General features: G+C 42.4%; 23 protein-coding genes, 1 tRNA gene and 1 pseudogene. 12 read left to right on the forward strand and 13 right to left on the reverse strand.

Annotated elements, in window-relative coordinates; genetic code table 11:
• Positions 1-153: 153 nt before the first annotated feature.
• Together BHR79_RS09000 and BHR79_RS09005 are read right to left on the reverse strand one after the other, a co-directional pair.
• Positions 154-227: transfer RNA gene (locus tag BHR79_RS09000), tRNA-Val, on the reverse strand.
• Positions 228-347: 120 nt separating this feature from the next.
• The gene (locus BHR79_RS09005) at positions 348-1,583 is read right to left on the reverse strand and encodes an ABC transporter substrate-binding protein (RefSeq protein WP_072562010.1); all 1,236 of its coding nucleotides are present in this window, start codon (positions 1,581-1,583) and stop codon (positions 348-350) included.
• A gap of 203 nt (positions 1,584-1,786) precedes the next feature.
• Between BHR79_RS09005 and BHR79_RS09010 the strand changes: the two genes are divergently transcribed.
• The 4 genes from BHR79_RS09010 (at position 1,787) to BHR79_RS09025 (ending at position 7,349) form a co-directional block, all read left to right on the forward strand.
• Positions 1,787-2,212: a hypothetical protein gene (locus tag BHR79_RS09010; protein ID WP_072562011.1), complete on the forward strand. Its 426-nt coding sequence runs from the start codon at positions 1,787-1,789 to the stop codon at positions 2,210-2,212.
• Complete coding sequence (locus tag BHR79_RS09015; RefSeq protein ID WP_072562012.1) at positions 2,202-3,038, forward strand: metallophosphoesterase; 837 nt, start codon at positions 2,202-2,204, stop codon at positions 3,036-3,038. Before BHR79_RS09010 ends, BHR79_RS09015 begins: the two co-directional genes overlap by 11 nt.
• On the forward strand, positions 3,035-5,863 hold the full coding sequence (locus BHR79_RS09020) for a DEAD/DEAH box helicase (protein WP_072562013.1): 2,829 nt from the start codon (positions 3,035-3,037) through the stop codon (positions 5,861-5,863). The genes BHR79_RS09015 and BHR79_RS09020 overlap by 4 nt, the downstream gene beginning before the upstream one ends.
• Before the next feature lie 61 nt (positions 5,864-5,924).
• Positions 5,925-7,349, forward strand: coding sequence for a ribulose-bisphosphate carboxylase (locus BHR79_RS09025; protein ID WP_072562014.1), 1,425 nt, complete (start codon positions 5,925-5,927; stop codon positions 7,347-7,349).
• Between the two features lie 90 nt (positions 7,350-7,439).
• Here the strand turns inward: BHR79_RS09025 and BHR79_RS09030 are convergent, their stop codons facing one another.
• Genes BHR79_RS09030 through mpgP form a run of 3 tightly spaced genes read right to left on the reverse strand, consistent with a single transcriptional unit; the run spans position 7,440 to position 10,047 of the window.
• Complete coding sequence (locus tag BHR79_RS09030) at positions 7,440-8,663, reverse strand: glycoside hydrolase family 15 protein (RefSeq protein ID WP_072562015.1); 1,224 nt, start codon at positions 8,661-8,663, stop codon at positions 7,440-7,442.
• Between the two features lie 5 nt (positions 8,664-8,668).
• Entirely contained in the window at positions 8,669-9,199 is a 531-nt protein-coding gene (locus tag BHR79_RS09035; RefSeq protein ID WP_072562016.1) for a hypothetical protein, read from the reverse strand.
• Positions 9,200-9,222: 23 nt separating this feature from the next.
• Entirely contained in the window at positions 9,223-10,047 is an 825-nt protein-coding gene (gene mpgP, locus BHR79_RS09040; protein ID WP_072562017.1) for a mannosyl-3-phosphoglycerate phosphatase, read from the reverse strand.
• Between the two features lie 366 nt (positions 10,048-10,413).
• On the opposite strand from mpgP, the gene BHR79_RS10430 reads away from it, so the two are divergent.
• Genes BHR79_RS10430 through pyk form a run of 3 tightly spaced genes read left to right on the forward strand, consistent with a single transcriptional unit; the run spans position 10,414 to position 14,024 of the window.
• Positions 10,414-12,366: a diphthine--ammonia ligase gene (locus tag BHR79_RS10430; protein ID WP_159429229.1), complete on the forward strand. Its 1,953-nt coding sequence runs from the start codon at positions 10,414-10,416 to the stop codon at positions 12,364-12,366.
• Positions 12,367-12,370: 4 nt separating this feature from the next.
• Positions 12,371-12,556, forward strand: a complete 186-nt coding sequence (locus BHR79_RS09055; RefSeq protein WP_123130983.1) for a hypothetical protein — start codon at positions 12,371-12,373, stop codon at positions 12,554-12,556.
• 34 nt (positions 12,557-12,590) lie between these two features.
• The gene (gene pyk / locus BHR79_RS09060) at positions 12,591-14,024 is read left to right on the forward strand and encodes a pyruvate kinase (RefSeq protein ID WP_072562019.1); all 1,434 of its coding nucleotides are present in this window, start codon (positions 12,591-12,593) and stop codon (positions 14,022-14,024) included.
• A gap of 2 nt (positions 14,025-14,026) precedes the next feature.
• Here pyk and BHR79_RS09065 read toward each other — a convergent pair whose 3' ends face one another.
• Positions 14,027-15,103, reverse strand: a complete 1,077-nt coding sequence (locus BHR79_RS09065; RefSeq protein ID WP_072562020.1) for a (Fe-S)-binding protein — start codon at positions 15,101-15,103, stop codon at positions 14,027-14,029.
• Between the two features lie 160 nt (positions 15,104-15,263).
• On the opposite strand from BHR79_RS09065, the gene BHR79_RS09070 reads away from it, so the two are divergent.
• Complete coding sequence (locus tag BHR79_RS09070) at positions 15,264-15,668, forward strand: cupredoxin domain-containing protein (protein ID WP_072562021.1); 405 nt, start codon at positions 15,264-15,266, stop codon at positions 15,666-15,668.
• A 282-nt stretch (positions 15,669-15,950) separates the two neighbouring features.
• Here BHR79_RS09070 and BHR79_RS09075 read toward each other — a convergent pair whose 3' ends face one another.
• Positions 15,951-16,559 carry a DUF2953 domain-containing protein gene (locus BHR79_RS09075; protein WP_072562022.1) on the reverse strand — a complete coding sequence of 203 codons (609 nt, stop codon included), beginning with the start codon at positions 16,557-16,559 and terminating at the stop codon, positions 15,951-15,953.
• Between the two features lie 35 nt (positions 16,560-16,594).
• A complete protein-coding gene (locus BHR79_RS09080; protein ID WP_072562023.1) occupies positions 16,595-17,005 on the reverse strand; it encodes a GerW family sporulation protein in 411 nt (136 codons plus the stop codon).
• 228 nt (positions 17,006-17,233) lie between these two features.
• Here BHR79_RS09080 and BHR79_RS09085 point away from each other — a divergent pair, with 228 nt between their 5' ends.
• Positions 17,234-17,791, forward strand: coding sequence for a flavodoxin family protein (locus BHR79_RS09085; protein WP_072562024.1), 558 nt, complete (start codon positions 17,234-17,236; stop codon positions 17,789-17,791).
• Between the two features lie 53 nt (positions 17,792-17,844).
• On the opposite strand, the gene BHR79_RS09090 is transcribed toward BHR79_RS09085, so the two are convergent.
• On the reverse strand, positions 17,845-18,408 hold the full coding sequence (locus tag BHR79_RS09090; protein WP_072562025.1) for a class I SAM-dependent methyltransferase: 564 nt from the start codon (positions 18,406-18,408) through the stop codon (positions 17,845-17,847).
• A 119-nt stretch (positions 18,409-18,527) separates the two neighbouring features.
• Between BHR79_RS09090 and BHR79_RS10760 the strand changes: the two are divergent.
• Positions 18,528-19,064, forward strand: a pseudogene (locus BHR79_RS10760) (GNAT family N-acetyltransferase).
• A gap of 65 nt (positions 19,065-19,129) precedes the next feature.
• On the opposite strand, the gene BHR79_RS09105 reads toward BHR79_RS10760, so the two are convergent.
• From BHR79_RS09105 to BHR79_RS09115, 3 genes are all read right to left on the reverse strand, one after another.
• Positions 19,130-19,414 carry a hypothetical protein gene (locus BHR79_RS09105; RefSeq protein WP_072562027.1) on the reverse strand — a complete coding sequence of 95 codons (285 nt, stop codon included), beginning with the start codon at positions 19,412-19,414 and terminating at the stop codon, positions 19,130-19,132.
• Positions 19,415-19,566: 152 nt separating this feature from the next.
• Entirely contained in the window at positions 19,567-20,754 is a 1,188-nt protein-coding gene (locus BHR79_RS09110; protein ID WP_072562028.1) for an MFS transporter, read from the reverse strand.
• Positions 20,755-20,804: 50 nt separating this feature from the next.
• Positions 20,805-21,548 carry a hypothetical protein gene (locus BHR79_RS09115; protein WP_072562029.1) on the reverse strand — a complete coding sequence of 248 codons (744 nt, stop codon included), beginning with the start codon at positions 21,546-21,548 and terminating at the stop codon, positions 20,805-20,807.
• Between the two features lie 110 nt (positions 21,549-21,658).
• Between BHR79_RS09115 and BHR79_RS09120 the strand changes: the two genes are divergently transcribed.
• Together BHR79_RS09120 and BHR79_RS09125 are read left to right on the forward strand one after the other, a co-directional pair.
• Complete coding sequence (locus BHR79_RS09120) at positions 21,659-22,444, forward strand: hypothetical protein (protein ID WP_072562030.1); 786 nt, start codon at positions 21,659-21,661, stop codon at positions 22,442-22,444.
• Between the two features lie 176 nt (positions 22,445-22,620).
• Positions 22,621-24,183: a hypothetical protein gene (locus tag BHR79_RS09125; protein ID WP_072562031.1), complete on the forward strand. Its 1,563-nt coding sequence runs from the start codon at positions 22,621-22,623 to the stop codon at positions 24,181-24,183.
• 33 nt (positions 24,184-24,216) lie between these two features.
• Here the strand turns inward: BHR79_RS09125 and BHR79_RS09130 are convergent, their stop codons facing one another.
• The gene (locus BHR79_RS09130; protein WP_072562032.1) at positions 24,217-26,466 is read right to left on the reverse strand and encodes an amino acid permease; all 2,250 of its coding nucleotides are present in this window, start codon (positions 26,464-26,466) and stop codon (positions 24,217-24,219) included.
• Positions 26,467-26,506: the final 40 nt, after the last annotated feature.

The following is a 26,506-nucleotide window of genomic DNA, read 5'->3' on the forward strand; positions in this document are numbered from 1 at the left end:
TACATATATATTAAGCATATTATGTCTAATAATATTTTGCTCAGGCGTTGTGCAACCAGAAATGAAACCTAACCTTGAAACGAGAATACAAAATTTAGAAAATCAACTCGAATCACTACAGGAATCCCTATCAGAAACCGACAAACACCGAAGTGGGCCCGCTGGAATTCGAATCCAGGATCTCCGCCGTGTGAAGGCGACGTCATAACCGGCTAGACTACGGGCCCGTAAAAGATATTCACTTAAGTGAACCACGATAAAATATAAGGTTTTCGACAAGTTAAAAATGGAAGTAAATGATTTTAGAGGGAGACAAAAAAGAAAATGTGTGGTGACAGACACCACTTTTATTCAACGTACATCAATTTACCTTCTTCTCCGGGGTCGACCTGATACCTGGCATCAAGTTTCCATTCATAATTTCCATCATTCTCACCGATTGCCCAGATGTCGTAATCCCAGTGTATCCTGTCACCATTTTCATCGAGCTTTGTCCAGCCGGTGACACCGAAGTACGTATCGGAAAGGGTATCCATTGCCAGTTTTGTGCTTTCATCATTCTCAGGAACCGCATCGAGATCCACGAAAGTAGCCAGCCAGAGAGCATCATATGCAGCCAGTGCATAAGTTTCAGGAGCCCGTCCAAGTTCTTCCTCAATTCTGGATTCGACTACCTGATAGCGGTCGTTTTCTTCCTCATAACCATAAATTGGTGCCCTGAGATTGGTTGTTACAGCAAAGCTGGCAACTTCCTCTTCAAGCAACTTTTCATTAAGGGCCACACCATCACTACCATACCACCTGACATTTGATAGTGCAGGATATTCTCCAGCCAATGCGAAGATTTCCGTAACCTCTTCATAAGAACACAGGAGCACTGCCACTGAATCCTCATTGGAATCTGATGTTGCAGAAATCACCTTTCCATTCAAGGCTTCAATTTCTGCGGAAAAATCCTCAGTTGCAGATTCGTAGCTTATTCCTTCCATTACTGTTCCATCAAAATGCTTTGCTGTTTCCTCACGAAGGCCATTGCCCCATGTATCATTCCTGTAAATTGGAATTACAGTATCAACTTTTTCTTCCTTCATCATTGTAGCCAGTACCATTCCCTGATTGCTGTCATCCGGCACAAGCCTGAAGAGGTTATCATCAGCTACAGCCAGAGAAGGAGCTGTGGAGGCAGTACTCAAAAGAACTATACCATTGTTTTCAGCATACTCCAGAACTGCTTCTGCATTGTTACTTGACTGTGGACCAATAACAATCTTTATACCCATCTCATCAAGTGATTTGAGTTGTTCCAGCGCTTTAGCCGGATTGTCCTCAGTATCCCTGATTATCACTTCTACATTCTTATCTGAGCCAAGCCCTGAAAAATAATTATTAATGTCCTTTCTTGACATCTCGAGAGCGGTCTGGCTTGCTACACCGATAGAATCAAGGTCACCTGTTACTGGTAAAAGTGCACCTATGGTTATATCTGCCGATTCGGTGGCAGATTCTTCTGTCGATTCGGTACAACCCATTCCCAGAGTTGACAAAATTAAAATAGCTACTAAAAAACCTGTAAATTTTTTCATTAAATAATCGCCATGATAGTATATATATAAAACCTGTTTATATATTTATTTAGTTATTCAAAGTACAAATATATTAAAATGCATAAATATTATGCGCGATAATCAAATATACAATTAGGAAAAATGATAATAGTCAGGACCTTACTCCTGAATAAAAAATAATCATATAACAGGTGTCATTAGTAGTAAGGGAGAAATGGATTATGTTCGATAAAATATTACCACAACAAAAAAGCATGTCCACGAAATTAGGCGGGTTGCTTGTACTTATAGGAGAAACAATGTTCCTTTTTTCCTTGATGAACTTCCTGATGATCACCAGATTGCAATATTACAGCGAAGGCGATTCTTTCATACGCACCCTGTTTCCTCACTATTTATTCTTTGTAATAGCCCTGTTCCTCGTAGCTTTTACCGGTATGTGGTTTGCCTATGTGTATATAATTCCCAGTAAGCAGAAATTCTCCCAACAGCAGGCAGTAAAGGATGCACGCAGCCCGATGTACAACCGTCTGATAGAAGTACATGAAGACCTCAAAGGCATTGACAGTAAATTGCAGGACCTATCGGACAGGCTTGATGAACTTGAAAAAAACCAGCGTCCGGGAAAAGAAAGAAATGACAATTGAGATCGAGCCGCTTGTAGATGAACCTGCACTGCTGGTAAAGGGCCAGTCCCGCACCCTTGTACTCTCGGACATCCATATAGGTATCGAATGGGATCTCTACAACAGTGGTTTCCTGGTTCCCAGCGGTCTTGAAAGACGACTTAAAAAGATAGAAGGTTATATCGAACAGACCAAACCCGACAGGATAGTACTGCTGGGTGATATAAAACACAATGTACCACAAATTTCATGGCAGGAGCGAGATGAGATACCCATGTTTCTCGAAAAACTCGCCCTCCACGCAGAAATCGATATTTTCCCGGGAAATCATGACGGTGGAATTGAATTCCTGCTGCCAAAAAACAAACGTATTCACCTCCACCCCTCCAGAGGTGACATAATTGAGGGGGTTGGATATTTCCACGGCCATACCTGGCCCGACCCAAAACTCATCACAGCAGAGCATTTAATTGTAGCTCACAATCATCCTACCCTGCGAATTACCGACATCCTGGGGTATTCTACATCCGAGCAGGTCTGGGTGAAAACTAAATTGAATCATGAAAAACTAAAAAACCATCTTGAAAAAATCGGTGTTGAAATACCGGAAAGTGACACACATCTTGATGTTGTAGTTATTCCCGCTTTCAATGAACTCTGTGGGGGAGTAGCATTTAACGAAGCGATTCTTGAAGATCTGCTTGGACCTGCATTCTCATCGGGTTCTATTGATACAGCAAATGCGGATATCTACCTGCTTGATGGAATGTACATGGGCAAACTGAAGGATATAAAAAAACTCAGTATTACGAAAAAACGTAAAGGCAAAAGGAGGGCGAGCCGGTGAAGGATACAGTATTTGACCAGTTACATCCTAATATCAGAAAGGCCCTTGCAAAACAGCAATTCCATACCCCCACTCAACCCCAGCAACAGTCCATTCCGTCAATCCTTGAAGGCGAGAATGTCCTGCTTATTGCACCAACAGGTTCGGGAAAGACCGAGTCTGCCATTCTTCCTCTTTTTGATCATATCCTTTCCAAAAAACCAGAGGAAAGGAAAGGCATTTCTGCTCTCTACATAACACCTCTTAGGGCTCTGAACCGGGATATGCTGCACCGCATACAATGGTGGGGAAAGGAACTCGATATTAAGGTCATGGTGCGACACGGCGATACCAGTCAGTATGAGCGCCAGAAGCAATCAAAAAACCCTCCGGACTTATTGATTACCACTCCTGAAACACTGCAGGCAATGTTTACAGGTAAAAGACTGCGCAAAAACCTGGAATATGTGAGTTTTATCGTGGTGGATGAAATTCATGAACTTGCCGAATCCAAAAGAGGAGCACAGCTGGCCATCGGACTGGAAAGGCTGGTGGAACTGTCGGGAGAGTTCCAGAGAATTGGTCTTTCCGCAACAGTTGGCAATCCCGATGTTGTGGCAGCTTTCCTTGCAGGAGCAAAAAGGTGCATGCAGATAGTAAAAGTGGAGATGCTCAGCCTGCTCAAGTTCAACGTGGTCACCCCTCACATGGAGGATGAAGATCTCAAAACCGCACGCAAAATAGGATGTTCTGCGGAACTGGCCACACACCTGCGTTGCATTCAGGATATTGTAATGCAGAAAAAATCCACCCTGATTTTTGTCAACACACGCCAGAGTGCCGAAGTACTTGCATCAGGTTTCAGGATGCTGGACCTGCCCATCGGGGTACACCACGGCTCCCTGTCCTATGAAACCCGCCTGGAAGCAGAAGAGAACTTCAAGAACGGGGATTTGCGAGGCCTTATCTGTACATCTTCAATGGAATTGGGAATCGATATCGGCAGTGTGGATCATGTGATCCAGTATGGCTCCCCCAGACAGGTTGCCCGACTGTTGCAAAGGGTTGGAAGGGCCGGACATCGTATTCATGAAATTTCGGAAGGAACGATCATCGCACTGGAATTTGATGATATCGCCGAAAGTATGGCCATCGTTGGAGCCGCCCGGGAAGGCCGGGTGGAGGATATTTCTCCCCAGAGCGGAGCACTGGATGTAATAGCCAACCAGCTTTCAGGTATCGTGCTGGATTTCGGGGATATAGAGATTGCCCGGATACTTTCCATCCTCAGGCGAACCTACCCTTTCAAAGATCTAAGCCTGCAGGCACTGGAAAAAATCGTGGAGCAGGTTACATACAACCGGCTTGTGTGGCGGGATAAAGGTTCCAGTATCATCAGCCGGCGCAAACGGAGCTGGCAGTATTACTACCAGAACCTTTCCATGATCCCGGATGAGAGAAAGTTCGAGGTTTATGATATAGTCACGGGCAAGGCGGTCGGGACACTGGATGAGGCCTTTGTGGTAAACTTTGCCAATCCCGGAGCGATCTTCATAACCCGGGGAGAGGTGTGGAGAGTACTGGAACTCGATCCTGAAAAAGGGCGCATAAAGGTTGAACCGGTGAGAAGTATGGGAGAGATCCCCAGCTGGGTCGGGGAGGAAATACCCGTTCCTTTCGAGGTGGCACAGGAAGTAGGGAAACTGCGCCGGGAAACCGCAGACCTTATTGCAACAGGTGCAGAAGATGAAAAAATCATCAATACATTGATGGAAAGCTATCCTGTGGACAAATATTCAGCAGATGGTTTTTTCCGGCTAATCAAAAAACATGTGGATCAGGAATGCCCAATGCCACATGACCGACAGGTCATTATCGAGAAACAAGAGGATGGAATGGTTATCAATGCCTGTTTCGGACACAATACCAACGAGACCCTGGGCAAGGTGCTGACAGCCCTGCTTGCTGCCCGTTTTGGCAGCAGTGTGGGACAGGAAACTGATCCCTATCGCATTAAACTCGCCCTGCCGGTAAGTTTCCGTGCCGAACAGATACGCTCCATGATAGCCGATACACTTCCCGAACATGTGGAGCCTATCCTGGAGATGACACTGAAAAATACCTCCCTTTTGAAATGGAAGATGGTGCAGGTAGCCCGCAAATTCGGTGCCATCAGCAAAGAAGTGGACTACGATAAGATCAGCATGAAAAAACTTATCGACATTTATGAAAACTCGGCTATGTACGATGAGGTATTAAGAGAGATTTTCCACAATATGCTGGATGTAAGCCGCACAAAGGAAATACTGGAAAAGGTGCAGCAGGGAGAAATCAATATCGCAACAGGTTCTCCATCGCCTCTGGGAGGAGCGGGATTCGATGCGAAAAAGGATCTGATCGCACCGGAAAGAGCTGAAGGTTCGATAATAACGGCACTGAAAAACCGTATTGAAAATGACAGGACAATCCTGTTTTGTGTACACTGTACTAAATGGGTATCCCGCCGAAAAGTGAAAAATGTGCCTGAGGACATTGTATGTCCGATCTGTGAGTCCAGGATGATAGCTGCCCTGAAACCCTGGGAAGAAGAAGAGATAAAACTGGTTAAGAAAAAAGATAGAATCGATTCAAAAGAGGATCAAAAGCGCATCCAGAAAGTATTTCGCAATGCAAATATTGTGATGACCCAGGGAAGGACAGCAGTTGTGGCTCTGGCAAGTCGTGGGGTTGGTCCTGAAACCGCCACCCGTATTATCCAGAAGATGCAGGTGGATGAGGAAGGTTTCTACAGGGACATTATGGAAGCTGAACGCAACTATGCAAAAACGAAACGTTTTTGGGGTTAATGAAGACTGCATTTTGTTTCCTTCCAAAAACTAAAATACATTACAAACTGTTATTCTTATCATGAGCTCAACTATTGAAGATTTAGTCCAGTCATTAAATCCCAAACAACAAGGTTATGTGAACCTCGAATTGCCCGACCCTACCAACGGTGAATACCTGCTTACGGTTTTCAGACTCGTGCCCGGCGGGGAAATGAATATGTTACAGGCAGCTGCTGAAATCGCAGCGGAATCATCAACGGGTACGAATTTCAGGGTAAATACCGAGACTAAGTTTTCAAAGGTAATGAATGCCCTGGTCTACCAGATGGACCTGGAAAGGGAACTTGTGTGGATAGCCTACCCCTGGAGACTTTTTGACAGGGGAGGCAATGTACAGAACATCCTGACCTACATCGTGGGAAACGTCCTGGGAATGAAAGAGATATCAGCCCTCAAACTGCTGGATGTCTGGTTTCCTCCCTCAATGCTTGAACAATATGACGGGCCCGGTTTCACAGTCGATGACATGCGCAGTTATCTCGGAGTTTACGACAGGCCTATTCTCGGTACCATCGTCAAACCCAAGATGGGGTTGACTTCTGCCGAATATGCCGAAGTCTGTTATGACTTCTGGGCAGGCGGCGGGGATTTTGTCAAGAATGACGAACCACAGGCCAATCAGGACTTCTGTCCCTACGACAAGATGGTAAAGCACGTTAAAGAAGCCATGGACAAGGCCGTAAAGGAAACCGGGAAGAAAAAGGTGCATTCATTCAACGTCTCGGCACCGGACTTTGACACCATGATCCAGCGCTGCGAAATGGTCAGGAATGCAGGATTTGAGCCCGGAAGTTACGCTTTCCTCATCGACGGCATTACCGCCGGTTGGATGGCTATCCAGACCATCAGGAGGAGGTATCCCGATGTTTTCCTGCATTTCCACAGGGCTGCCCACGGTGCTTTCACACGCCCGGAAAATCCTATTGGTTTTTCCGTGCTGGTCCTGTCTAAATTCGCACGTCTGGCAGGTGCTTCCGGAATCCACACGGGTACCGCAGGAGTTGGAAAAATGAAAGGAACTCCTGAGGAAGACGTTGTTGCAGCCCACGGTATACAGTACCTGAGTTCACACGGTCATTTCTTCGACCAGAGCTGGGCCAAGATCATGGAAACGGATAAGGATGCCATAGAACTTGCGAATGAAGACATAGCCCATCATGTCATCCTGGAAAAAGACAGCTGGAGAGGTATGAAAAAATGTTGTCCCATTGTTTCCGGAGGACTGAACCCCGTCAGGCTGAAGCCCTTCATCGATGTAATGGGTAACGTTGATTTCATCACGACCATGGGATCAGGAGTACATGCCCATCCGGAAGGAACCAGATCAGGAGCAAAGGCACTGGTACAGGCATGTGATGCCTATCTGCAGGGAATTGATATCAAGGATTATGCCAAAAATCACAGGGAACTTGCCCAGGCTATTGAATTTTTCCCGAAAAAATGAGATCATAGAATTGAAAAGGCCTTCCTGTGCGTGCAATTGCTGCGGGCCGATAAATTGCGGCTTCGCAGCAAATTGCTAAAAATAAAAAGATCAACCGTACTTATTCATGTAATTTTTATAGGCCCGGATATATTCGGCATGGGGCCAGATCAAAGGAATAGTGACATACGCAAGTCCATCCTTCCACTTGGGGTGAGCACGGACATGTTCTATCATCTTCATCTTGCTGTCCCTGAGAATTTTGGCATTGGTATAATCCTCCAGCCACATCTCAAACCGTTCTATGGTTGATATATGTTCAGGTAACTGGTACTCATGAGCCATATCAACCACCCATCCCAGGTACATTTCCGCCATTTCTTTTTTATCAATATTTATGAAATGGTTTGCAAGTTCACAGGTAAAATGGCACCATGGACCATAGCCACCATTATTCCGATCCCAGTGTTCAGGGTAACGGTTGAGGCCGCCAATTTCCTTATCCCATAAATTATCGTGGATTCTTTTTACAGTAGACTTTATCTTAACATCCGAGTCCGGAAGGAGACCAAAGTAAGCAGGTGCATATTCCACAGCATCCACATCAATAACACTGGAGGCAAATGCATCATACCCTATTGGATTACTGCTCTTATCCTTCACACGGATACATTTTATAAAGGAACGCCTGCGTGGACTGTAGAGACGTGTCATGATGGCATTCCTGACCTTTCCTCCTTCTTCCTTCCACTTTGAGACGTCCTTACCCAAAGCTTCCCCCATCTTCACAGCTTCCAGTACACCCGCACAGCATGCACAGTTGGCATAAATCTCAAAACCATGCTCATAAGCAGGATATTCATGAATACTGTTCACTGTATGGATAAGATCAACTTCTTCATTTTTATTCATCAGGATAAAATCGACTGCCTTTTCGACAACAGGCCAGTATTCTTCGATGAACTTCTTATCAGCCATCTTATCAAAAAATGAGCCACCTGTGGCCTCGAAATACTTCCCAAGCGCATAAAGGATAAGACCGTTTCCGTCTATCTGCAAATCCTTGTAACTTGCATCATTGCCGTCTATATCATACCGCTGGGAAAATTCACCCAGGGGCTTTTGGGCATTCAACATAAATTCGAGCCCTTTGCGAGCCTGATCCATCAGGTCAGCATCTATTGCACCAAGGATATCCATCGAATGATCCCTGGGATAAATAAAAGGATATCTTGTGCCGGGAGGACTTGCATAAAATCCACCCTTTTCATGCTGATTTTTACTAAGAATGTTGACACTGTTTTCATAAAGCCTGTGGGCTTCCAGATAATTCAATAGGATCACTCCTCTTCAGGATATTCGATTTTAAATACGGAAAACGATTTATCAAGATAGCTGGAAACTTCATCCTTTGAGATGCCGGACCTTGCAATAGCCTGCTCATTATATTCTTTTACTTTACTTACAGGTGATTTACTACCCAGATTAAGGAGTTTGGCGCCTGCCAGCTCAGCACGTTTTTTACTATAACTATGATGCAATATACCCACGGCACTGGAAAGTGCCGGATAGTCCCAGCCTTCTTCAGATTGGTGCTTCTGATTCTTGACAAAATCAATTAGTTGCTGGTATTCTTCTGGTCTTTCCCCATATATTTCTATAAACTCGACAAGATCATTGCCAAATGGGCATACAGGCAAATAGTTTATATTGTCATCCCTTGCACCCTCAAATCCGGGACCTTCAATCTCAGCAAGCCTATTACCAATAGATTCAATCCAGTGGTAAGTCTTTTCCGGCCCTACCATATCCACCATTTCTATAATGCCCACAAGAAAAGCCTTGGGAAGCATATTTTCAAGTCGTATCACAATAATTCCCCCTTATTTTAAGATCAAACTGTATCTCTGTTCTCATTAGATCCGATTAATTTAAGAATTGCACGGTTCCATCCCTCAGGCCCTATCCCTTCAACCCTGATTATATCATCATCCTCTATGGAAGGATCATGCTTACCATCTGGTTTCTGGACAAGGTAAGCCACATCAACCGTCTGTAACATGGGCAGGTCGTTCTGACTATCTCCCAAACCCACACTTACAACAGAGGGATGAATTTTCCTGTATAATTCACTCAATATCGAAACTGCCATTCCTTTATCATTATCTCCCATCAAATGCCAGTATCTTCCACCCCTGGTGAAATTCAACCCCTGGGCAAGAATGTGCTCTTTGAGCAGTTCTGTCCTTGCATCATCTTCCATTTTAAATGCTTCATCATATTCCCTGCTTTTGGCAAGTGTTGAGGATTCAATGTCAAGACCCGTATCCTTACTTACCTCTTCAGCATCCAGGTCACCAAAACCAGTAATTGGGAGAGCGGTACGATCCCGAATAATCGAAAGTACCCTGCGGAGCTCTTCATAGCGGGTTCCAAGTTCAATTATTTCATAATCCTCATTTTCGCTTGTATACTCAAAGTCTACATTGAAATAGCCCCGGGGGATGAAGATAGCCCCACCATTTTCTGAAATAAAAGGATGACGAATATTTAGTTCCTTAACATAAATCTCTATTTCAGCGCGGGTCTTACTGGTACAGAAAATCAGGGGGATGTCCTTTTTGTCAAGCAATTTTATTGCATCAAGGGCAGCTTCATATGAATAAGTATCATGATCAATTAACGTACCATCAAGATCAGTAAAAATAATATATTTCATTTTTTAACACTCCCACATAGGTATCACATTTAGAGTACCAAAGCTCTGCAAACATATCTGATTGCTATTATTGTCTTTTGTCTCTGTCTCTGAAGATTTCATTTGTTAGAAGAAGTATATAAATAATTGGAGAAGAAACGGTTTAAGCCTATAGCAAAATGCAAAACTAAATCCACGGCAAATAACGACAATGCTTACCATTTACAGGGACAAGAAATAATAAGTGGACAGGTATTAATTCACATGATGCAAAAGCTAATTTCAATATTCAACCCCCATATGAGTATTGCAACAAAAAATAACATCATTGATAAAATCGGGAAAAGACAAACTCAAATTATAATGCCCATTTCAAATCATTTATTAATGGAAATAAAAGGAAAATCCAATACAAATGGAAATAAAAAAACAGCCACAACAATTGTAGATAGTGGTTTATGTGAAATCAAATCACATGCTCTTGCAGAGAAGATGGACACTCTCCTGACAGATGAATTTGGGAATCTGCAAGATCCAGGACTGTATCTGGAAGATTTTAAGAGAGACTTAATTGGTGGTTGTGCTTTTATATCAAGAAGCAAGCGGTGGATTACCTGTGCAACTGATTTGTTAGGAGTGAAATCTCTATGGTATTCTACAGAAGATGGCTTTGCTGTTGCATCCGAAAAGAAATATCTTGCAATGGCTGGTTATTATAATATTGAAAAAGTTGACCCGCGAAGTACCCTTAGTTATGATACAGAAGAGGGGACATTACATACATACAGTGACTATGAACTGAAACCATCTGTTGAACCTGCAACAAAACAACCTGATGAAATCATAGAACAACTATATCGGCTGCTTGGGGATTCTGTCAGCAGGTGTCTTCCTCCTTCCAGGACAGGAGTTTTGTTTTCGGGAGGTGTGGATTCCACACTTGTAAGCATGTTGTGTAAAAAATATAGCAAGCAAGATATCTGTTGCTATGTAGCAGGACTTGAAAGTGAAATACAAGCACCCGATGTACAGCATGCACGAAAAATAGCAAACGAGCTGGATTTGCCGCTGAAAGTTATTGAAGTATCTCTTGAAGAGACAGAAGAAATCCTGAAAAAACTCGTTCCCCTGATAGAAACTACAAGTGTACCCATGGTTGGGGTTGCCCTGCCAACGTATATAGCAGCCAGGGCAGCAAAAGAGGATGGGGTCAGCGTTCTTTTTACAGGTAGCGGGGCAGATGAAATGTTCGGTGGCTATAACAGACACAAAAGAGCAACTGACCTTAACAATGAATGTCTGAAGGATACACTAAATATCCATCTGGAAGATACTTACAGGGACGGATTGATTGCATCCGAACTGGAACTGGACTTACGTTCCCCTTTCCTGAACAGGCATGTTGCAGAATATGCCCTGGGAATTCCTGCTGCCCTTAAGCTTAATGAAAAAGGCAATAAGATGATACTGCGCCAGGTGGCTGAAAGGACTGGAATTGCTGCAGAATTTGCATTCAGGAGTAAAAAGGCTGCCCAGTATGGGAGCAAGTTTGACAGGGGTATCGAAAAACTGGCAAAACGAGCTGGTTATAAAAATAAAACGGATTATCTGAAGAACATGGAAAAAAACTACAAGCCCAAACTTGGAGTACTGTTCAGTTCGGGAAAAGATTGTCACTTCGCAATGTACAAAATGCAAGATGCAGGTTATCCGATCAAGTGCCTGATCACAGTAAAAAGCAAAAATCCGGACTCCTATATGTTCCATACACCTAACATCAATATGGCATCCCTGCAATCCCAAGCCATGGGAATCCCCCTTCTGGAACAGGAAACCGCAGGGGAAAAGGAAGTTGAGCTGGATGACTTGAAAAAGGCAATCGTGAAGGCAAAAAAAGAATATGGGATCGAAGGAGTGGTAACCGGTGCCCTGTATTCAACTTACCAGAAAGAGCGAATCGAAAATATCTGTTCAGAACTCGGGATGCATGTGTATTCACCTCTCTGGCATATGAACCAGGAAGAAGAAATGCACAAATTGCTAGAAGAAAAGTTTCATTTCCTATTCAGTAGCATCGCAGCTTATGGTTTAAGCAACAAGTGGCTGGGTAAGGAAATTACCAAAAACGAGATTGAGGAACTGGTAAAACTGAATGGTAAAATCGGGCTGAATATTGCCGGGGAAGGAGGAGAATTTGAAAGTTTCGTTCTTGACTGTCCCTTATACTCCAAAAGAATAGAAATAAAAAAGAGCACTATCATAGATAGTGATGAGTATACTGCACGCCTTAATATAGAGGATGCTATACTTGTACAAAAGGAAAGGGTACAAAGGGAGTGATTATATGCCTACACCATCAAATGAACCAAAACCTATTAAGAAAAAGGAAGAAGAGCCCGGGGAAACTGCTGAAGAGGCAATCGATGACTGGTGTGAACTTGTAAGCGGTGATGAAGAGGAAACAACAGAAGCTGACCGCGAGATGAAAGAATGGTGCAAGAGCACCACATCCAAAAAGGAAGAAGAGTAATAGTTGACATCCTCACAAACACACGGGTATAAATATGAAATTACCAGATCACCGTACCAAAATTGTATGCACGATTGGCCCGGCTTCCAGTCCCGAACCCGTACTCAGGCAATTGATACTTAAGGGGATGAATGTAGCCAGGATCAATTTTTCTCATGGTGATCTGGAAAAACACAGGGAAGTTATTCACAGGATTCGTAGTTTATCAACTGAATTGGGAGTTACTGTGGCCATCCTTGCCGACCTCCCGGGTCCCAGAATAAGGGTTGGTGACCTGGAAAATGAGCCATTAACTCTTGAAAAGGGAGATACTGTTTATCTCACCCCTCTGGATATAGAGGGTGAGATAAACATTATACCTGTAAATTATAAACGGCTTTATGAAAGTGTGAGCCCGGGAAGCAATGTATTTCTTAATGACGGGTTTATCCAGCTTAGATGTCTGGGAAATACCGATAAAGGGGTGGAATGCAAGGTTGAAATCGGGGGTTATCTCACATCCCACAAAGGAGTAAATTTGCCAGGCTCCCGCATCTTTCTGGATGCTGTTACGGATGATGACCTGAGATTCATGAAGTTTGCCCTGGAGGAAGGAATTAACATATTCAGTCTCTCGTTTGTAGAAAGTGCATCTGATATTGAAAAGCTGCGAAATTTTGCCCAGCAGCATGGTGAGTCTATTTATGTCGTGGCAAAAATAGAAAGGGAAGAAGCTGTAAAAAATATAAATGATATTCTTGAGCATACCGATGCCATAATGCTTGCAAGGGGGGATCTGGGAGTTGAAACCCCGATCCAGCAAGTACCGGTTTTGCAAAAAGAGATTATACATAAGGCAAATTTGCGGGGCAAACCTGTCATTACTGCAACACATATGCTTGAATCAATGACAGAAAATATTCGTCCAACACGGGCAGAGGCCACGGATGTGTCAAATGCGATACTTGACGGGACAGATGCCCTGATGCTATCCGGGGAAACGGCAGTCGGAAAATACCCGATTGAAACCGTGTTGATGATGACTGGAATCGCTTCAAGGACAGAAAAATGGAGGAATGAAACCGGCTGGGGAACTGAATTACTTACAAAAGGCATCGATGAACTTACCATGTCAGTTAGTGATGTTATTGCCCTGCAGGTTTACCAGGCCATCAAGCGTTTGAAAGTAGACCACACTATAACACCCACCATTTCCGGCCAGACTCCGCGCAGGATTTCCCGGCTTAAACCCGATTGCTGGATATTCGCTCTGAGCAGAAGAGAGGAAATATGTGAAACCCTTGCCCTTTCATACGGGGTTTATCCTATATATTCCCCGAATAAAGGTGGTAGCTGGGAACAAACTGCCTCTAAGTTGCTGAAAGAAAACCAGATCGCATCGGTTGGTGATCTCATAGTTTTCACAGAAGGCCAGTCTCCCGGTAAGCCGGGAGGGACCAATATGCTGAAAATTTTGCAGATCGAATGATTTTAAAGTATTTGTTCTGCAAGTAACGTAGAGATGTCTTTTATCACTGGTTTTGGTTCTCCTGAAACACCGTCCAGATGATACTGGCAAAAGGGACAGTAACTTACCAGTGTGTTGCCTTCCTGTAGGTTTTCAAGGGTTAGATTTGCTATTTTGCCGGATATTTCCGGGAAATTGGGTTTGACACCTGCAGGTGCACCACAACAAACCGTACCTTCAAAAAGTTCTTCTATGGAATATCCCATAGCTGAAATCAACTGTCTGGGAACATCCTTTTCTTTTCTCATGGGACATGCATCCCTCAGAGAAACCGCACCCGTGGTCTTACGTGGCTGCAGTTTGCTTTCCCTGACAAGCTCACTGAATAGGTCAAGAGAAAATACAACTTCGAATCCTGGTTTTCTGCCTAATTTTGCATACTCTTTCCCGATAACCTCGTAACATCCCGGACAGGAGACCACCAGTTTTTTTATTCCCTGTGATTCGATGTAATCCACATATTTACGTGCATGTTCTGCAGCTTCATCCAGATGGCCGTTGTCAATCAGGAAAAGACCACAGCATTTTTCCTCTTCAAGTAACATGGGCCTGATATCTGCAGCATTCAGCAATTGTATCGTTGAACGTGCAATCTCCGGCTGAGCAAAGGATACCCAACAGCCTCCCATATAAGCAATTTCTGATTTTTCAGCGATTTCCAGATCCTTGGTTACCCAGTCAAAACGATGAGCATCGTCCATGTGTCCCGGTACATTATTTACAAGAATGTTCTGACAGATTTTGGATGTTTTCTCCGGTTCCCTGCCCTGTTCTGCGAGCAGTTGCCTTTCCCTCTGTATAATATCCGTTATTGGAATGTCCACGGGACAGACATCATCGCAGGCACCACAGCGTGTGGAAAGGTAAACATTGTTTATTTCATCCTCTGTAAGCTCATCTCCTCTTTCGATACGTCGCAACAGAGATATTTTGGCCTGTGGGGTGAAAGATTGGTTACCCATTACTTTTGTAACAGGGCATATATCCCAGCATTTACCACACTCAATACATGAATCCGCAAGTTTTTCAAAATTTTTCATAATTTGCCTCTGAGTACCAACTGTATTTTACTGTGATTCAATATCGATAAATACGTACTGATTTAATAATGTTGAAATCGTACAAAACAGGTTTTCTGCAGAACCAATAAAAAGACTTATCAACATTGATTTTTAAATTAATATTACGGGAGGGGTATATATGAAGAAAGTATTTATGATTTTAATAGTGCTAGTGACTGTATTTCTGGCTATAGGATGTGCCGATTATCAGCAATCTGATAACGGAGCAGAAGAAAATGGTGAAGCTATAGAAACAACCAGTGTGATTATGGAAGATATCCAGTTCAAACCAGCTACCATACAGATATCAGTAGGAGATACTGTTACATGGACCAATGAAGATTCAGCCACGCATACAGTAACAGGTCAGAATTTTGATTCTGGTAACCTAGGCCAAGGAGAAACTTTCACTTATACATTTGATGAAGCCGGAACCTATGAGTATGAATGTACAATACATCCATCAATGACAGGTACGGTTATTGTAGGTGATGTGGCTACAGGTTCGGGTACTGATGAAGGTGAAAATACCGGTGGATATTAAATTGAGTAAAAGTTATTCCGGTTTTGAAAAAATCTTCATTTAAGCAAGGATTGTGACCTTGATATGCTTATCAAGGTCACGTACCAATAATTTGAATATGATCTCTCATGACCTATTTTTGTAATTCTTGCTCCTATCTCTTCTCCATATCTTTCTTTCAAAACAGGAAACACTGTTTCTACCAGGTTTCTGTTATGGTCAATATCTTCATCAAATACAGACGCCATCTTCTGGAAATATATCCCTTGTGTTATTTGCCCAGAAATTCCGATAGTAAGTTTTTCAATAATTATTCCTTAACAAAACCCACAAATTTCTGAGAACTATTCTCTTTGAAATGAAACGAATAATTCCCGGGAAAAATCTGTAAAGCCGAAAACGCAAAGTTGCCCGTACATCCATTTCAAACATCTTTTCATCAAACAGGGGTATAAGTCTATAATTGCAATGCAAACATCTGTTTTTGATAACAGAAAGTGCTGCATGCAAAAAGCCACAAGTGATACCCGTAGTTGCAGGATCATCCAAACCCCATTTAAGATTAAAGTGAAAATTACGAAAGTGGATTACCTTTAATGTATCATTCATCAGCCTTAAAAGAGGTATTCTAATATCATGAAGTATCGAAATGGCAGATGAAATTTTTTTTGCTGCTTTGTTATTAGGTATTTCAGCTTTACCCGCAGCATTAGAGGATTTTGTAACCTCCTTTTTTTGGTTATTTTTGATATTGATAACTCTGGATAGCCTTAGCAAACTTATTTTTATATCGCCGGTATATCCGTTTTTATCAATCTTAAAACTGAATGTCAAGTCAAACGCTGCAATAAATATTACAAGTACTACTAACAGCAGTACTAATAAAACAAAAAAAAGAATTGTAGGCCACATAGACCTGTAAACTCTTAATTATCGACAGGAAAATATCAGTTATTTTCCTCTTCTGTCGGACTTTGTTCTTGTGTTTCACCGGGTTTATTGGAATCTTTCATCTTACCTTTCATTCCTTTGACTTTCCCGATTATTTCCGGAACTGCTTCAATAAACTTATCGATATCGCCTTTGCCGGATACACGCAACAACTTTACGTCTTCTTCAGATATAACAAGAAATGCAACAGGCTCTATTTTTGCACCTGCACCGCCGCCGCCACCAAAGCCCGATTCGGTTGCACTTTTCTTACCTTCACCACCGCCGCTACCAAAGCCAAAAGATACTTTGCTGATGGGTATGATAGTCTTTCCACCTGCTTCCATCGCTTCCCCCACAACAGTTTTTGTGCTTACAAGGCGCTCAAGTTCCTCTGAGACCTCTTTCATTACATCTTCTACTCCCATATGACACTCCCTGATATTCGATAGATTTATGGATATAATAAGATAGGCACTTTTCCTTAAAAAGATAATCCAACATTTTCTGGAGACAAAAAGATTATAGTTACACGCACGCCAAACAGAAGTCTGTGGATGATATAACGCTTAAATATATAAGCACATACTTACACATCACATAATGTTTCTAAAAGAAACAGAAAATAATTCATAAAGCCAAATGGATGTGGAACAATGAAAGTTGTAGGTTTTGTAGGAAGTCCCCGTAAAGATGGGAATACAGATGTACTTGTACAGCAAGTCCTTGACGGTGCCTCCGAGAACGGTGCTGATGTCAGGAAATTCAATATCAATGAGATGGATTTTCAGGGATGTCAGGCATGTGGCTACTGTAAAGCCCATGAAAGATGTAAACTTGAAGACGACATGGAAAAGGCTCTGGATGCAATCATTGATGCTGATGGTATTGTTTTTGGATCACCCATTTATTTCGGCCAGTTTACCGGACAGGCACGTTCATTCATAGACAGGTTCTATTCTCTGATTAACCCGGATTTCTCTCCGCGTATCAATGCCGGTAAGAAACTTGTATTGGTGGGTTCCCAGGGGTTCCCCGAAAAGGACCAGTACAAACCGGTATTTGACGAGTTTGGGGGACTGATGAACCAGTTTTTCGGGATGGAAATCAAGAATACATTGCTGGGTGCCGGTTATTATGAACCGGGTGCAGTTAAAGATAACACGGAATTAATGGATGAGGCAAAAACCGTCGGAAAAGAATTGCTCGACTGATTCCCAAACATTCCTGCCTGTGTATTTTCATATTACAGGCATAAATTTATTTTTTATTTACGGAAAATACCGGTATAATGAGGCCACCTGAAATACTCCCCATGCATGCCGGAAAGTTCTGCAAGACCTGCTTTTTTCATGTGTTCTACTATTTCTACAGGGGACATACCATGATCATGTTTGGTTGGTTCCCTGATGTAAATAAGACCGTTTTTCTTAAGTTTGCCTGCAAGGGAGTTTAATATTTCCTGCCTGTCCTTTTCGTCAATGTCATGGAGGACAAAATGAATGAAAACAGAATCAAAATGATTATCAGGCAGATCTGCATTCTCGATTCTTTCACAGATGAATTCAACGTTGGAAAAACCATTCATACGTTTTTTTGCTTTCTCCAGCCAGAAAGCAGAGGTGTCAATGCAAACGAGATTGCCGCTGTCTGAAAGGGCCTTTGCTATATGCTTTGAAGCCGCGCCTCCTCCGCATCCAAAATCCAGAATATTTTCATCACCTTTCAACTGTAGACCCTGAATATATTGCTTATAGCGGAAACTTCCCAGACGGTTCCAGAGCACTTCCATTCGCAACTTTTCAAAAAAACCAGGGTTATCAAAGCTCATGTGCTATAATCAATAATCTATTTCATTAGTTTTTCGCCATATTTTTACACATTGCAATAGAATTTTCTTTGATATTAGCGACGGTAAAACACATAAGTCTTTGAATCATGTGTATACCCATGCCAGCAAGAATACACGAAATCATAGAATCCAAAAGGCTTGTCATAAGGCCGCTGGAGGAGAAAGATTTTGCTGGTTTTTACAGGTTTATTTCAAATGATAAAGCTACAAAATATTTTTTCTTCAGTCAAAAACCGGTATCCTATAAAGATAGCCGCAGGTTTTTCCGTAAAACGATGGAAAACTACGATGAACCAGACCAGGTCTATGCCTATACTGTTGCAAAAAAGAGCAGTGATGAATTTGTCGGTTCTGTTGGAATGTTACCTGACCCGGATAAGGGAGCCTAGCAGGTATACTGGTCCATTTTACCAAAACACTGGAATCGGGGATTTGCAACCGAGGCTATCCAAATATTCTTGCATCACGCTTGCCGCAAACTGGATTGTAAGCAATTCATCGCTTTTTCACATAAGGACAACATTGCTTCCAGGAGAGTTGCAAAAAAAATCGGTATGAAAAATGAAGGACCTACAAGAGTAAAAGGGGTTGACCATAGACCCCTGCGTTATACACTGGACAATGGTGAACATTGAATACGGATATTCAATCCACCCATTGCCATAAAAAGAACTGATTAACGACCGATTCGAAAAAAAAGTTAAGAATTACTTTGTTTTTCGCACAGGCCATTTAGATCGGCGATTAATTTTTTAGTGCCCACATTCTGCTTGTCTGCGATCTGGCATATTTCATCATATAACAGAGCAAGTTCCAATTCATATTCCGATTCTCCCTTGACCCTGGACCAATAATCCAAAAATATATCCCTCTCAAATTCGACAAAATTACCATCTATTTTTAAGAAAATTGCCAGTGGATTTGTTTCTACAATTTTCCCAAGTTTGCCAGTTTCATTATTCTTATAGAACTCCCCATGTCTCATTTTTCCCCTCCAACTATACATTTGATTTTCTAATTTATTACAGTTAAGTATATCGACAGGGGGTGGATGTCAGGCTTTGTAATTTCAATTTTTCGTGGATTCCAATAAACTGTATTTTAACAATTGTGAGAGATGAAAACGTTACTTCAAATTCACTCCCACTTCTCCCTCAACCCCACCGACAGCACAAACGCCACCGTCACAAGCAACGCCAGCACCAGCAGTGATTCACGTGCACCGTACTGGTCCAGCATCACCCCTGCAATCACCGGACCCAGCGCTGCACCGAGCCAGCGAACCATATTGAACGTGCTCATTGTGGTGCCCAGTATGCTTGAATCGGTACGTACAACCTCATCCACCAGGATGGTTGAGGTGAGGGTTACAACCGGACTGAAACACAACCCCACCAGGGCGAAATTCAGGGCGATTGAAAGGGGGTCCACGGGCATCCTGCAGAACAGGATTAAAGCAACCGCTGCCACGAATGTGACTGCGACCAGAGGTTTTTTCCGGCCGATTGTATCGGAACATTTCCCGCAACCTGAAGCACTTATTGAACTGACCGCTGCAAACGGTACGAACAACAAACCGGTAGTTGATGTAGATATGCCCTGGTCCTGTGCGAAAAAGGGCAGCACGTAGGTGGCACCGATGGAAACCATGTTACACAACATCGCTATAAAGGTCACAAATAGGATGGTGCGGGTTTTGAAAAAATTGAGGGACAGGGTCATGAGATTCAGGAAATGGGCGCTTTCCTGATATCTCGGAGCAGTCTCTTCCAGCAGGAAAAAGACAGCACATACAAGAAAAACGATCAATGAAAGTGTCTTGAAGACAAGTCGCCATCCGTATTCTTCTCCCAGTGTACCTCCGGCTATATATCCGGAAATCGTACCCAACCCCACAGCAATGGCTATTATACCCATTGCCCTTCCCCTCTCCTTTAATTCATAAAGATCACCAATCATCGTGAAAGAGGTCGAAAAAAAGATTGCAGCCCCTATTCCTGAAATCGCGCGGGCTCCCAGGAGGCTGAGGAAGGAATAAGCAAATGAAGTCACAAATAATCCGCTGGAAAAAATGAATATCCCACCGATTATCATGGGCTTTCTTCCCAACCTGTCTGACATCATTCCAAAGGGAATCTGGAAAAAAGCCATACATATCATGAAAATTCCCGCCACCCAACCCAGGTTTGAACGGGAAATGTTGAGTTCTGCAGCTATGGGTGGCAGCAGGGGAATAAAAGATAAAAGGGCCAGGAAAACACAGAATGTCCCCAGAAAAAGCAGGGTAAGTTGTCTGGATTGGTGCTTTCCTGATAGATCTTTCATTTTTTTCTCTCGTTATTTACCCGCATCTGTAAGATAAATACAGGGCATTTTCATGAATGAACCACTGCAGAACTTTTTGTATCAAAAGGATTGGTCCGCATTGCCAGGGAGAAGAGATATGGGTGGTTGTGTTTTAAATACTTCATGTAATCCAGCCATTCTATAACAAGTCTTCCATAAGCCCTTTCTATATCCAGTGCCAGATGATCAAAATCTGACTCCGGGAGATCTTCCAGATCCGCACGGCTAACCAGTTCCTCCATCAAGTGGAAGACTGCACGCAATAAACCCGTAAAGGATTCATGTTCAAGCAATGAAGGATTTTCAAGTAACCCTGCCATGAAACTGCGGTGTTTTTTCAGGAAATCACGCAGAAAAACAAGATCTACATTGCCTATATTCACCGAATATTCGTAATTACGCAGGAATGAAGTAATTTCCTCGAAATCCTCATCGGTCCAATCTTTCCTTACGATTAGCCGATTGCGAACATTTTCAAGACCTGGATCGGCGTCTGAAAAGAAAGCTAGTAATTTCGTTCCCACTTCGCTGAAAAAAACACCGATAACCATATTCAATTTTTCAAGCCGCTTGCTTCTTTCCATGTCACTAAGCAGTTTATGTAATATCATCGTGACAAGCAAAACCTCTATTGGAACAAATGCTATATCGCTCACGAGGAATATGAATATGTGGTGTGGGTCATGAAAAATCAGGTAATGGAAGAAGTAAAGAATGGTTGATGCAACCACCAGGGTTATTCCAAATATTTTGTAACTTTTTGAAATGTCCATGAATTGGTATCTCCTGTATAACAGATATTCTTAAGCCATCAAATATGTTTGTTCTTCCTATATAGTATTTCAAGAGATAAAAACTTATAATTATACTACAAAAAGCAACTATGAACAAATTTATAAAAATATTTCTGATATTTGCCATTTTAATTATAGCGGCCTCGGTTCTATGGGCCAACCACCAGAACCAGATGTACGAAGATACTTTCCAGAGCGAATATCAATATGATGTCAGCATAAAAACATTGCATCCACTCCATAACGTGACCCTGTATTTACCTCTTCCTTCTGATGGGAATGAATCATTTTTTTCAGAGCCCCTGAAATCAGAAAACAATCTGAACAAGCCAATCGGATGGAACTGTACCATTACAGAAACCAAACACGGTAAAATGCTGCAAATCACGGCCCTAAAAATAGACCCTGAATTCCATTCAACTCCGATTCCAATAGAAGAAGGCCAGGGTGAAGGACTGAACCGTACAATAAACGAATCCACTGAATATTCAGAAGATACACCTATTCCCTATCCAGAGGGTTTCAGCATCTACCAGAATGGGGATCATGAATTGGACACAAGAAACCCTCTGGAAAAAGAAGCTACATTCATACCAAAATACAACACAAAAGAAGTTCCAAACCAATTCCCCAATGAGGAAAATGAAAATGTCAAGACGTACCAATACGAAAGCCGTCTCTATGCAAAGTACAACACAACTGCAGAAAACACGGTAGATATTTCCATGAGTTTCATGGGAATGAACAATTGGTGGATCTATGGCTGGAGCGGCAACCAGTATCATGAACATCTTCACATAACCCTTGAAGGAAATCAGGATGGTTGGGTCCCAATCGAGGGAGAAATTATTACAGGCGAGGGTCATTACCGGTGAACAACGGAATTATTCCTTTCTATTAATTTTTCATTAATATAACAGATGAATATTAATTACTCCGTTTTTGGGGGTTATCTTTTTGGTGCCTATTAAACATAATTTTATTATCTAATCTATACTTTGTTTTGAATTTTAATTGTTTGGAAAGTAAGTAAACTATAGGAGAAGTGGAAATGGTAAGTTTTGGGGATGTTTTTGACGTGGTAGCAGGAGTGGCAACAGGCGGATTATATACGCTTGGCAAATCGATTTATGAGAGCAGTGAATCTGCAGGCGATGCCGCAGAAGCCGCAGGCATCTCCATTGCGATAATTGGATCGACAATCCAATCCGTAGGAGAACAACTAAATTCTTTCCTGCAGGAAACAGAAGAACTCATATCCATAAAAAGGCTGAGCCCACGGGCAGAAAATGATCTCTGGGAAGAAGAGAAAACCAGACTTGATGAATTAAAAATTGAAAAGCAGGAATTGTTGCAGCAACTTCAAAATCTGGGTGTGGAAGATCCTCTGGATTTTTCCTTTAATTTCTGGGATATGATTTCAGATATGGAAAATGTACTTGAAAAGTTCGAAATCCTTTCAAGAATCGCAGCTATCAACGGTCAGATCATGGAAATTCTCTATAAGGAACCGGGAGTTCTTACCAGCGGGATATACAATGCAAAAGAAGTTCTTGAGCGCCTGAATACCGTTGAACAGCCTATGATAGAAGATGTTCTCGGAGGAATTGATGACAACCTGGAGGTTAGTGAAGAAGTATTGACAGAAGCTAAAAAACTGTTTGTTACCAGAGAAAAGGTACCCATAGCCATTACAGACCTAAAACCTGCACAGAAACTGGAACTTGACAGGATAACTGCACGTAAAGCCTATTTCAACGACCTGATAGAACGCAAAGGGGAGATAGCAGCGTCCCTGCAATCTGTAATGAAAGAAATGCCTGCTGCAAAATTTGAAATAAACAAAGATATCATTCAACCTGTGGGGATGATTGATACATCGGACTACCTGAAATTTCCAAAATCAGATTTACTAAAGCAGGATTCATCCAGTTTCAAGTCAGTAAGTGATGATGATGAAGTTAAAAGAACCTTTAATCCTGATTATCTGAAAATAAATGAAGAGAAACAATTTGCAAAGATCGACACAGGCAAAGAGGATTACCAAAATACGGAAGAAGTATCTGCCTTAAAAGACAAAATACCTTCAAGTACAGAGGCAAGCATTTCAGCTATAAGAAGTTCATTAACCTCTTCGGGAAAATTTTCTCTGGAAAAAGCACAGCCTGCGGGTGCAAGAGTTTCCGCTTCCATTGCTACAAAATTTGATGGTTACCAGCGTAATTTTGATCATATTCTGGCCCAAAGATCCCATTATGAAAGGCAACTCCATAAATTTGAAAAGGAAGAATTGCTGCTTACCCATGTGTGGAAGGATACATCCGGCATTATCCCGCAAACCCTTGATGAAGCTCATGGAGTCCTTGAAAGTTTGCGTCGCGATCAACAACCGCGCATCAATACCGTACTGGACAACCTTAATGACAATCTTGAAGAGTCAAAAGAGACACTTTCAAAAGCAAACGATACAATGGATTCAGTAAAACAATCCCTTTCAATATTCGATTTCAATACCACATGGATCAAATACGGAGTAATGGCAATTGGAGGACTTGTTGTACTGAATTTACTGATGGGACTTATAGTGCTTACACGTACGGCTTTTGGAATATAAAGAAAAGAGGGTCAAAAGGACCCTTTCACAATTTTATACTTTCTTTTTAAGCATATCCCTGAACTTAACCCATCTACGTGTCATGATAACAGTTTTATCAGTGCCACGAATGACCTGTTCAGGGAACACACCGCTCAGGAAGTTCTTGAGGAATGGGCGGGTAGTTGCTCCCAAAAAGATCACATCATGGTTCTTTGCCTCTTCATCAATTACGGACACTGCATCATCACCAACAATAAACTTGCTTTCTGTTTTCACTCCAGATAAATGAATGGAAACTCCCTGGAATACCTTTGTTGCAACTTTTCTGTCCTCATCCGAAGGTCCAACATTGAGCATCGTGACAGTTCCATTTTCTTTCCTGGCAAGGCTGCGTGCCATCTCTGCTGCAAGAATAGCATGAGGACCACCTGCGGTGGGAAGGAGTATATTCTTCATATCTTCCCATTCCCTGTCAGCTTCGAAACGGGCAACTACCACGTCACAGGGAGCCTTGAGCAATAATGGGTCAATGGTACTGCCAAGCACGACGTCTTGTCTGAAGGTCCTGCCTCTCCATCCCATAACCAACATATTGGATTCTTCTTCCTCCACAGTATCCATTATTGTGTCAGGTGCAGACCTGCTAACCTTAATGATGCCTCCTGCAGGTACATCAACTGAATCGATAAGCCTGTGAATAAATTCCTGTTTTTCCGGTAGGTACTCATCAGCAGCCGAGAAAGGTGTTTGTTCAGGCAGCGTTATTACACTCAAAAAAAGGATTGTACCATCTTTTTCCTTTGCCACGGAATGGGCAAATGATGCAAGTTTGAAGGCACTTTCCTCATCTTTTACAGGGATCAATATTTTATAACCTTCTTCTCGAGCAGGCTTTCTTTCATACATTTTCTTACGGCTGACCAAAGCACGTTTTTTAAGCTCCTTCTCTGAGTAAGAGAAATAAATAAAAGAACCCAGAATAACCCAGAGGATAGTAACTGCAACCACAAATGCAGTATTTTCGATTTCAGTTACCATGTAATAACCAATAAATACCTGCACCACGATTGCAACCAGGGGTAGATACGGGGCAAAAGGCATCTTGAATGCCCTTTTCAGGTCAGGCCTCCTGAAACGGAGAATTATAAGGACCATGTTGACCAGAATAAACAGAATTAAAAACATCACATTTGCAGCTGAGGCCACCGTTTCGATGGGAAGCAGAGCCATTGATGCTATGATCAGGTAACTGAAGAGGATTGCAAAATGAGGCGTCCGTCTTTTTTCATTGATGTTCGAAAGGGAATTGGGCAAAAAACCCATTCTTCCCAGGGCAAAAGCCACTCTGGAAGAGGAATAAACGGTGGCGTTCATTGCACTGATAGTGGAAACGAAACCTCCCACCAGGATCAGCACCGAACCGAAAGATACTATCTGGTTTGCCACCCGTATCATACTGAATTCACCAAGTTCACCCAGATAAATCCAGTTGGGAATACCTACTTCAATGCCACCTATCAAAGCAAAAGCGACTATGATGTAAATGATAACAGCTGTCCACAGGGAGATAAGGACAGCTTTGGGAATGTTATGTTCCGGTCTTTTGACTTCCTCACCACTCTGCACTATGATTTCATATCCTTCAAAAGCAATGAAGGTCAAACCCATAGCTACCAGGATACCGATAAAACCATTAGGTGCAAAAGAGGGGTCACTGAAAAATGAAAATGTCCAGTCAGGCTGGGTAATGGTTTTGTAGATACCAAACCCGGCAAAAACTACCAGGATAGCAATTTTAAAAAGTGTGACAAAACCACCGAGGCGACCACTTTCCTTGGCCCCCATGAAATTTATGAGAGCCATAAGGGAAACAATAACAAGAGCTGATAATTTTATCAAGAGACCTTGATCGAACTGCTCATATCCCAGGAAATTGACAATAAGTTCTGAAAAGAATGCACCGAAAGTTACTGCATACAGGGCACATGCGATAGTATGTGCTGCCCAGTCAACCCAGCCGGAAAGAAAACCCAGATGGTTGCCCATGCCTTCCCTTACCCACAGGTAACTTCCACCGGCTTCAGGCATTGCAGAACCAAGTTCAGCGTATGCCAGACCTGTAAAGGTTGCCACTACACCATTTAAGAGAAAAGCGAGCATAACTGCCGGCCCCGCTATACCCGTGGCTATACCGGTAAGAGCAAAAATACCGGCTCCTATCATACCGGCAAGGCCTATCATAGTAATATCAAAAAGGGTAAGATCCCTGCTCAAACTGACACGTATGTTATCTTCGGGCACAAGGGAGGAGAAAAGGATAACTCCTTTAAAAGATTTTCTC

The organism is Methanohalophilus halophilus (assembly GCF_001889405.1).
GTDB lineage: Archaea > Halobacteriota > Methanosarcinia > Methanosarcinales > Methanosarcinaceae > Methanohalophilus > Methanohalophilus halophilus.

What these genes read in the sequence shown, in the direction of transcription:
- BHR79_RS09005 (WP_072562010.1), bottom strand. Translation starts at nt 1,583, where the DNA reads ATGAAAAAATTTACAGGTTTTTTAGTAGCTATTTTAATTTTGTCAACT.
- BHR79_RS09010 (WP_072562011.1), top strand. Translation starts at nt 1,787, where the DNA reads ATGTTCGATAAAATATTACCACAACAAAAAAGCATGTCCACGAAATTA.
- BHR79_RS09015 (WP_072562012.1), top strand. Translation starts at nt 2,202, where the DNA reads ATGACAATTGAGATCGAGCCGCTTGTAGATGAACCTGCACTGCTGGTA.
- BHR79_RS09025 (WP_072562014.1), top strand. Translation starts at nt 5,925, where the DNA reads ATGAGCTCAACTATTGAAGATTTAGTCCAGTCATTAAATCCCAAACAA.
- mpgP (WP_072562017.1), bottom strand. Translation starts at nt 10,047, where the DNA reads ATGAAATATATTATTTTTACTGATCTTGATGGTACGTTAATTGATCAT.
- BHR79_RS10430 (WP_159429229.1), top strand. Translation starts at nt 10,414, where the DNA reads ATGGAAATAAAAGGAAAATCCAATACAAATGGAAATAAAAAAACAGCC.
- BHR79_RS09055 (WP_123130983.1), top strand. Translation starts at nt 12,371, where the DNA reads ATGCCTACACCATCAAATGAACCAAAACCTATTAAGAAAAAGGAAGAA.
- pyk (WP_072562019.1), top strand. Translation starts at nt 12,591, where the DNA reads ATGAAATTACCAGATCACCGTACCAAAATTGTATGCACGATTGGCCCG.
- BHR79_RS09065 (WP_072562020.1), bottom strand. Translation starts at nt 15,103, where the DNA reads ATGAAAAATTTTGAAAAACTTGCGGATTCATGTATTGAGTGTGGTAAA.
- BHR79_RS09070 (WP_072562021.1), top strand. Translation starts at nt 15,264, where the DNA reads ATGAAGAAAGTATTTATGATTTTAATAGTGCTAGTGACTGTATTTCTG.
- BHR79_RS09075 (WP_072562022.1), bottom strand. Translation starts at nt 16,559, where the DNA reads ATGTGGCCTACAATTCTTTTTTTTGTTTTATTAGTACTGCTGTTAGTA.
- BHR79_RS09080 (WP_072562023.1), bottom strand. Translation starts at nt 17,005, where the DNA reads ATGGGAGTAGAAGATGTAATGAAAGAGGTCTCAGAGGAACTTGAGCGC.
- BHR79_RS09085 (WP_072562024.1), top strand. Translation starts at nt 17,234, where the DNA reads ATGAAAGTTGTAGGTTTTGTAGGAAGTCCCCGTAAAGATGGGAATACA.
- BHR79_RS09090 (WP_072562025.1), bottom strand. Translation starts at nt 18,408, where the DNA reads ATGAGCTTTGATAACCCTGGTTTTTTTGAAAAGTTGCGAATGGAAGTG.
- BHR79_RS09105 (WP_072562027.1), bottom strand. Translation starts at nt 19,414, where the DNA reads ATGAGACATGGGGAGTTCTATAAGAATAATGAAACTGGCAAACTTGGG.
- BHR79_RS09110 (WP_072562028.1), bottom strand. Translation starts at nt 20,754, where the DNA reads ATGAAAGATCTATCAGGAAAGCACCAATCCAGACAACTTACCCTGCTT.
- BHR79_RS09115 (WP_072562029.1), bottom strand. Translation starts at nt 21,548, where the DNA reads ATGGACATTTCAAAAAGTTACAAAATATTTGGAATAACCCTGGTGGTT.
- BHR79_RS09120 (WP_072562030.1), top strand. Translation starts at nt 21,659, where the DNA reads ATGAACAAATTTATAAAAATATTTCTGATATTTGCCATTTTAATTATA.
- BHR79_RS09125 (WP_072562031.1), top strand. Translation starts at nt 22,621, where the DNA reads ATGGTAAGTTTTGGGGATGTTTTTGACGTGGTAGCAGGAGTGGCAACA.